This window comes from Pseudomonas sp. NPDC087639 (assembly GCF_044743385.1).
Lineage (GTDB): Bacteria > Pseudomonadota > Gammaproteobacteria > Pseudomonadales > Pseudomonadaceae > Aquipseudomonas.
Window position 1 is genome coordinate 1 of the sequence record NZ_JBIUWI010000092.1, and the last position, 7,557, is coordinate 7,557.

The window sequence follows — 7,557 nt, forward strand, 5'->3', positions numbered from 1 at the left end:
GTGAAAAGCAACTGTACGATCACCACTTTGCCCAGCTCTGACTGCGCCACTTCCTGCACGCTCGCTGTAGCCTTCTGGCGCAACATCTCTTGCCCGACCGGTGTCGCCAAAGTGGCGAAATCCTGACCGGAGAAGAGCATCACCAGGTTGTTGCGGATCACCGGCATGTGCACTTTGAGCGCTTCCAGATCAGCCTGGTTACGCGCCAGCATGGTGATGCTCACCTGCATGTAGCGCTGACGGCCGTTCTGGTTGTAGTTGGCAACGAATGCCGGTGCCATCGGTTCGAAAATCGCCGGCTGCTTGCCGACCGGCGCAGCATCGGCGGCCTCGGCAGGCTTGCTCTGGGCACTGTGCATGAAGAACCAGGTCGCCCCCACGGATGCGCCAATGGCCAACAGCAACGCCAGCACGATCACGATGATCAGCTTGAGTTTGCCTTTGGTCGCGGGGTCTTTTACTGCTGCTGTTTCGCTCTTCGCCATGCCAATAATCCGTCACTATTCGGGTTTTCACAGTCGCACGGCAAGGCAAGAGCAAGTGTTATGCCAGAAGTGTCGGGGCACATTGGGAGAGCATCACAAAACAGTGTGGGAGCGAGCCTGCTCGCGAATACGATTTAACATTCAACATTTATGTCGACTGTTACACCGCTATCGCGAGCAGGCTCGCTCCCACAAGGGTTATGCGTTTGATCAGGCGTAATAGTCGACGGCGCTGGTGCCGATCACGCTGGTGGTCTGCGCGACAGCTTCAGCCACGCTGACAGGCTCCAACTCTTCATCCGTCGAATCCAGTCGACCACCCGCAGCGCTGGTGCGTCCACCCTGCCCCTGCTGCGCCTGCTCCTGCCCTTGCTGACCCTGCCAGCCACGGTTCTGGTCAGAGACATTGACGTCAACCTGACCCATGCCTTGCTGGGTGAACATGTCACGCAGGCGATGCATCTGGCTGTCGAGCGCTTCACGCACGCTTGGATGCGCGCTCATGAACGTCACCTGAGTCTGCTGGTCCGGAACCATGTTCACGCGAATATCCAGACGCCCCAACTCGGCCGGCTGCAACTGAATGTCAGCCGCTTTCAGACTGGTACTCGACAGATACATGACGCGGTTGACCACTTCCTCTGTCCAGCCGCTTTGATTCATGGCGATCGGCTGATTCACCGGCACAGCGTTCGCGGTCTTCGGCGTCGCGGCTTGAGTCAGCGCCGCCAGACGGTTGGCGAAGTCATCAACGCGGGTGTCACTGGTGGCGGATTTCAAGTCTTTCAGACCGTCATCGATCAATCCGCTGAAAGCTTTCTCGCCACCCTGACTGGTGCTGTCCTTGTCGGCCTGCACGTCGAGCATGCTCGCCATGCCAGCAGCGAAGTTCTGTGCCGAGGTCAATTCGCCATCGGCCTGGGTCTGGGCGGGTGAAGCTTTTGGCTGAGCCTGACTGGCGGCGGAAATGTGGCCACCCTGCTCCATGGCCATGCGCACGGCAGGCAAAGCATCGAGGGGATCGGCCGAAGGATCGAAATCGCTGTCGGTCGTGGCCGCAGGCTCCTTGGTCACACTCGGCAACACGGCCAGCGCGGGAGTTTCGGTTTTTGGCTCGGCAGCCGTTTCGACAACCGGGGCCGCCACGACCGGCGTGGTCACCACCGGCTGAACGACTTCTGCCAACGCCGGTTCCAGCGTCGGGTCGACCGGAGCGGCATCGGCCACCGGGGTCTCTGCCGTATCAGCGGTATCGTCGCTGGTGGCGGTCTTGTCGTCGGTCGATGCCGGCTTGTCGGCAGGCAAGGCATTGCCGCTATCGGCAACTGCTGGCTGCGTATTGGCCGGTTGATCCTTGCCGACATCTTTCTTGGCGCTGTTGTCGGCGACCTTGTCGCGCGCCGATTTCAAAGGACTGTCTGCCGTCACCGCAGACTTGCCCGGCCCTTGATCGGCAAACACCTGAGCGAAGCTTGAGGCCTTATCCCCGGCGTCTGCGGCCATTGCCGACGTTTTGGTCGAGGCGGCTTGCGCCTTGGCCTGAGCGGCGGTCTGAAGAAGAATGTTAGGGGTCGCAGGCATGAAACGGTCTCCGCTGCACTGGGATCGTAGGTACAGTTGGCGAAGTTAATTGCAAGTGCCGGGCCAGTTTTGCCCGGCGACTGAGAAAAGCGCCGGACGGCGCGAGTCAGTGGGTGTGAGAGTGCTGTTGCTCGTCTTCGTAGACAGGACGAACCTGCTCAAACTCGCCGCAGATGTCGGCGACCATCAGGGCAATTTCCGACGGACTTTTATGCCTGGCCTGGGCTTCGAGTTCATGACACAACTCAGCCAGTCGAATGGCTCCCATGTTGCTGGCGCTGCCTTTGAAACTGTGGGCAACGTCGGACAACGCCTTTGCATCGACGGTATTTTTAAGTTCGCCCAAGCGCGTTTTGGAATCCGTCAGAAAGGTATCCAGCAATTCCGGATAACTATCCTCCATGACGTCGCGCAATGCGCTCAGCGTTTCGCGATCTACATGTTCGTCAGTCACTTGCTCACTCCTTGATCAAGAATTGCGCGAATTATGCCTCAACCTCCCAGAAAAACTCTACGTGGGCACTGCGACCTTCGTCCGACCAACTGGCGTTACGCCCCAATTGCCGAACCAGACTGACCCCACGCCCCGACAAACGGACACCGTCCAGTGGCCGCTCCATCACCCGCGCCACGTCGAAGCCTTTGCCGCTGTCGTCGACTCGAATGACCAGACAGCCGCCCTCGCCTTGTGGCTTTACCTGCAAATGTACGCGCACATAGCCGTCCTGCAAGGCCTCCAGACGGGTGTTGCGCTGCTCATAGTAGCGGGCGAATCCCACAGCATCGCGCTTGAGGCTGGAGTCGAGCCCCAACACGCCGTGCTCCAGCGCATTGGAATACAACTCGGCGAGCACGCTGTACAACGCGCCGCTTTGCGCACGCAACCCATGCACCTCCTGGAGCAACTGCAACAAGTACGGCAACGGATTGAAACGCTTGAGCGTAGCACCACGAAACTCAAAGCTCACCGACCAGTCCAGCGGGCACGACTGGCCGCTGTCGGAATAGACCGGGACTGTCGGATTGACCTGCGCAGGCTCCAGCAGGCTCACCTCGACCATGCTCACATCGTCGCGCGCCTCGCCACGAAAATTGCGCAGCGCCTGCTCGATGTCCTCGAACAGGCAATCCGGCTCGCGATTGGCGGCAAACACCCGCTGCAAGCGTTCAACGCCGAACAATTGATCACTGGCATTGCTGGTGTCGATCACTCCGTCGGACAACAGAAAGACCCGATCACCGACGGCCATCGAGTAGACCTGGGTACAGTCATCGAATGCCTGCGGACTCAACACACCCAACGGCAGATGCCGCGCCGCCAACGGTACGCGCTCACCGCTGGCGATCCGATGCAGATAGCCGTCAGGCATGCCGCCGTTCCACACCTCGACCGAACTTCTTTGGGAACTCAGGCACAACAGGGTTGCGCAGCAAAACATGTCCACCGGCAAGATGCGCTTGAGCTTGGCGTTCATCTCGCGCAGCGTTTCGGCCAGACCGTACCCCTTGGCCGTCATGCCGTAGAACACTTCGGCCAGCGGCATCGCCCCGACCGCAGCCGGCAAGCCATGACCGGTGAAATCGCCGAGCAGTACATGCATGTCCCCCGCCGGCGTGTACGCCGCCAGCAGCAGATCACCGTTGAACAGCGCATAGGGCGATTGCAGATAGCGGATATTCGGCGCGCTCAGACAGCCGGAATGCGCGACCTTGTCGAACACGGCTTTGGCGACGCGTTGTTCGTTCAGCAGGTAATCGTGATGTTTGGCGATCAGATCGCGCTGCTGCAGCACGGTCGCCTGCAATCGGCGCAAGCGATCCATCGCCTTGATTTTGGCGGCAAGGATCACTTGGTTGTAGGGCTTCGCCAGAAAGTCGTCGCCACCGGCCTCCAGACAACGGGCCAGCGCCTCGCTTTCAGTGAGCGAGGTAAGGAAGATGATCGGCACCAGCGTTTCCCCTGCCAGCGACTTGATCTGCTGTGCCGCTTCGAAGCCGTCCATCACCGGCATCATCGCGTCCATCAGGACAAGGTGGGGTTGCTGGCGGCGGAAGACGTCGACGGCCTCGGCACCATTGGCCGCCGTCAGGACTTCATGGCCCTGACGACGGACAATGGTTGAGAGCAGCAGCCGGTCGGCGGCGCTGTCTTCGGCGATCAGGATCGTCAGCGGCTCGGCATCAGCCTGCATTGCGTTTATGCCACGTCGAAGATTTGTTCGAAGTTCGAGATCGCAAGAATCTTGCGTACGTCGGCATTCGCGTGGGTCAAGGTGATTTCGGCTTTTTCGCCGCCCGCATGGTCACGCAACAACAACAGCATGCCGAGCGCGGAACTGTCGAGGTAAGTGGCGTCTTTCAAATTCACTTCAAAAGACTCGGGCTTCGGCTTTACATCCTCGTAGGACTGCCGAAACTCCTGATGCTTGGCGAAATCGAATCGGCCCTTGACCGAGATAGTCAGTTTTTTCCCACCCGAAGAGACTTCTGTAACGACTGACATTGACTGGCTTCCTTGTCATTGGCGAACGTGTACAAGGTTTAGCACTTGGACAGGGTTGGGGCAAGGTTGGAAGCCAGATCAATACGGATCGTGTCGAGGCAAACGCTGAGACAACTCATCCAGTAATTTCTGCTCGCGCTTGTCTTCGAGGCGCTGTGCCTCGTCGCGATAACGCTGAACCAGTTTGCGCAACCCCTCGACACGAGCAAACGCTTGCTGCCAGGCCTCCCGCGCCTTGTCCAGGTTGTTCTGGTGCCAGACCAGGCTTTGGCGTTGCTGATCGACGGCGGTGTCGAGTTGCGCCAGAAAGCCCTGAAAGCCGAGCAGCCATTGCCCGCTGACGCCGGTGCTGCCGCGCACGATCCACTGCTGCGAATAATCCAGACGAAAGGCGTGCAAGTCAGCGAGTTTGCTTTCGGCCACTTTGACCTGCCCCTGGAAATACCCGAGGCGTTGCACGGCGGCTTTTTCGGCCTTCTCGGCCATGTCCACCACCGGCACCAGACGCGCGGCTCGACTCTGGGCCATGGCGAGTTAGCCGCCAGGAGCCGGAGCAAAGATCGAGGCCAGCTGATTTGCACTGGCGCCCATGTTGATGTTGTCGTTCAAGCCCTGACGCAGGTACATCGACATCGTCGGTTGCAGCTGGATCGCGGTGTCGGTTTCCCGGTCACCACCGGCCACATAAGCACCGACGCTGATCAGGTCGCGACTCTGCTGATAGCGCGACCAGTACTGCTTGAACATCTGCGCATGGTTCATGTGCTTGATGCCCACGACGGCCGGCATCACCCGGCTGATCGACGCTTCGATATCGATGGCCGGATAGTGCCCTTCCTCGGCCAGACGCCGCGACAGCACGATGTGACCGTCAAGCACGCCCCGCGCCGAGTCGGCGATCGGGTCCTGCTGATCGTCACCCTCGGACAGCACGGTGTAGAACGCGGTGATCGAACCGCCGCCCTTCTCGGCATTACCGGCGCGCTCCACCAGTTTCGGCAGTTTGGCGAACACCGACGGCGGATAACCCTTGGTCGCCGGTGGTTCGCCGATGGCCAAAGCGATTTCCCGCTGGGCCTGGGCGAAACGGGTCAACGAATCCATGAGCAACAGGACGTTCTTGCCCTTGTCGCGAAAATACTCGGCGATGCGCGTGCAGTACATCGCCGCGCGCAGACGCATCAGCGGCGCATCGTCCGCCGGCGAGGCAACGACGACGGAACGCTTGAGGCCTTCTTCACCGAGGATGTGCTCGATGAATTCCTTAACTTCTCGACCCCGCTCACCGATCAGACCCACGACGATAATGTCGGCCTCGGTAAAGCGAGTCATCATGCCCAGCAGCACGGATTTACCGACACCGGTACCGGCGAACAGACCGAGACGCTGGCCACGCCCGACGGTCAACAAACCGTTGATGCAACGGATGCCGACGTCCAGCGGCACGCTGATCGGATCACGGTTGAGCGGGTTGATTGTCGGGCCGTCCATCGGCACCCAGTCTTCGGCTTTCATGCCGCCCTTGCCGTCCAGCGCGCGACCGGCGCCATCGAGTACACGACCGAGCATGCTCATGCCCATCGGCAGGCGACCGGTGTCGGCCAACGGCACCACGCGGGCGCCCGGGGCAATACCGGCGACGCTGCCGACCGGCATCAGAAAGACTTTACTGCCCGAGAAGCCCATGACTTCCGCTTCCACCTGCGAGGGGTGATAGCTGTCGTCGTTGATCACCAGGCAGCGCGTGCCCATGGCTGCGCGCAGGCCTTCGGCTTCGAGAGTGAGGCCGACCATGCGCAGCAGGCGACCTTCGAGAATCGGCGCGCCAGCCATTTCGGTGGCTTCGGCATACGTGCTGAGGCGCTTGGCGAAACTGGTGCGTTCAAGGCGCATCGGGTTCGTCCGCGAGCGGCTCGTCAGGGATGGCCGCCGATTTGGATTCTTCGGGGATATCCAGGCTCAGATCCGCTGCAGCCGGGTGCAGGGCCTGTTCGTGCAACTGATCGAACAGCTTGTCCATGACCTGAGTGACGCGGGTTTCAATGCTCGCGTCGATGCGGCTGTGCGCAGTTTCAACCCGGCAACCGCCCGGCATCAGCGACTCGTCTTCGACGATGCGCCAGGTTTCCTCATGACGTTCGCGCAGGGCTTTGGCCTGTTCGAAGTCCTGCGGATTGACGTACAAACGCACATTGTCGACGCCCAGCGGCAACAGCTTGAGGGCGTCGCGCATGACGTGTTCGATCTGACTGGAGTCGATGGCCAACTCGCGCTTGATCACCTGTTTGGTGATGTGTTGCACGAGGTCAACCAGCGACTTTTCGATCTGGGTATCTTGCTCGGCGATGGGTTCGAACAGATGACCCATCAACTGCTCAAGGCTGGCGAGTTTCGCCGCCAGGGCCACTTCGGCTTCTTGACGCACCTTGAGCGTGGCACTGTGAAAACCTTCTTTTTCGCCGACGGCGAAGCCCTCGTTGTAAGCCTCCTGACGGATACTTTCGAGTTCTTCCAGGGTCAGTGGCTGGACTTCTTCCAGCGGCACTTCTTCCATTTCCGGCGGTTCAGGCTCCGGTTCCGGCTCGGGTTCCGGTTTCGGCGGATCGAAGCTGGGCAGCGCCCAGGATTCAAAACCACGGACATCGCGGGCACGGATCAGATCCGTCACATCGTCATCGTGCTTATCCATGGGCTTAGATCATTTCCTCGCCGCCCTTGCCACCGAGCACGATCTCGCCGGCTTCGGCCATGCGACGGGCAATGGTGAGGATTTCTTTCTGTGCGGTTTCCACGTCGCTGACGCGTACCGGGCCCTTGGCCTCGAGGTCGTCGCGCAACAGTTCGGCGGCACGTTTGGACATGTTCTTGAAGATCTTCTCTTTGACGCCTTCGTCCGAACCCTTGAGGGCCAGTACCAACACGTCGGAAGACACTTCGCGCAACAGCGCCTGAATACCGCGGTCGTCGACATCGGCCAGGTTGTTGAAC

General features: G+C 60.2%; 9 protein-coding genes. All 9 read right to left on the bottom strand.

The genetic code is table 11. The annotated features are described in order from the left end of the window. The coding region (gene fliL / locus ACIOVB_RS25140) for a flagellar basal body-associated protein FliL (RefSeq protein ID WP_401272001.1) at positions 1-485 on the bottom strand (485 nt) is incomplete at its 3' end. A 210-nt stretch (positions 486-695) separates the two neighbouring features. Beyond that, entirely contained in the window at positions 696-2,066 is a 1,371-nt protein-coding gene (locus ACIOVB_RS25145; RefSeq protein WP_401272002.1) for a flagellar hook-length control protein FliK, read from the bottom strand. A 106-nt stretch (positions 2,067-2,172) separates the two neighbouring features. After that, positions 2,173-2,520: an Hpt domain-containing protein gene (locus ACIOVB_RS25150; protein ID WP_187677384.1), complete on the bottom strand. Its 348-nt coding sequence runs from the start codon at positions 2,518-2,520 to the stop codon at positions 2,173-2,175. 31 nt (positions 2,521-2,551) lie between these two features. Then, a complete protein-coding gene (locus ACIOVB_RS25155) occupies positions 2,552-4,258 on the bottom strand; it encodes a SpoIIE family protein phosphatase (RefSeq protein ID WP_401272003.1) in 1,707 nt (568 codons plus the stop codon). A 5-nt stretch (positions 4,259-4,263) separates the two neighbouring features. Continuing rightward, positions 4,264-4,569 (bottom strand): STAS domain-containing protein, encoded by a 306-nt coding sequence (locus ACIOVB_RS25160; RefSeq protein ID WP_401272004.1) that lies wholly within the window; start codon positions 4,567-4,569, stop codon positions 4,264-4,266. A 78-nt stretch (positions 4,570-4,647) separates the two neighbouring features. Further along, a complete protein-coding gene (fliJ, locus tag ACIOVB_RS25165; protein ID WP_187677381.1) occupies positions 4,648-5,097 on the bottom strand; it encodes a flagellar export protein FliJ in 450 nt (149 codons plus the stop codon). A 6-nt stretch (positions 5,098-5,103) separates the two neighbouring features. Then, positions 5,104-6,462: a flagellar protein export ATPase FliI gene (fliI, locus tag ACIOVB_RS25170; protein ID WP_187677380.1), complete on the bottom strand. Its 1,359-nt coding sequence runs from the start codon at positions 6,460-6,462 to the stop codon at positions 5,104-5,106. After that, a complete protein-coding gene (gene fliH / locus ACIOVB_RS25175) occupies positions 6,452-7,258 on the bottom strand; it encodes a flagellar assembly protein FliH (RefSeq protein WP_187677379.1) in 807 nt (268 codons plus the stop codon). The genes fliI and fliH overlap by 11 nt, the downstream gene beginning before the upstream one ends. A gap of 4 nt (positions 7,259-7,262) precedes the next feature. Then, positions 7,263-7,557: FliG C-terminal domain-containing protein (locus ACIOVB_RS25180; RefSeq protein ID WP_401272005.1), on the bottom strand; the 295-nt coding region annotated here is incomplete at its 5' end.

Bases quoted from the DNA above. Each gene is read 5' to 3' on its own strand.
- ACIOVB_RS25145 (WP_401272002.1), bottom strand. From the start codon at position 2,066: ATGCCTGCGACCCCTAACATTCTTCTTCAGACCGCCGCTCAGGCCAAG.
- ACIOVB_RS25155 (WP_401272003.1), bottom strand. From the start codon at position 4,258: ATGCAGGCTGATGCCGAGCCGCTGACGATCCTGATCGCCGAAGACAGC.
- ACIOVB_RS25160 (WP_401272004.1), bottom strand. From the start codon at position 4,569: ATGTCAGTCGTTACAGAAGTCTCTTCGGGTGGGAAAAAACTGACTATC.
- fliJ (WP_187677381.1), bottom strand. From the start codon at position 5,097: ATGGCCCAGAGTCGAGCCGCGCGTCTGGTGCCGGTGGTGGACATGGCC.
- fliI (WP_187677380.1), bottom strand. From the start codon at position 6,462: ATGCGCCTTGAACGCACCAGTTTCGCCAAGCGCCTCAGCACGTATGCC.
- fliH (WP_187677379.1), bottom strand. From the start codon at position 7,258: ATGGATAAGCACGATGACGATGTGACGGATCTGATCCGTGCCCGCGAT.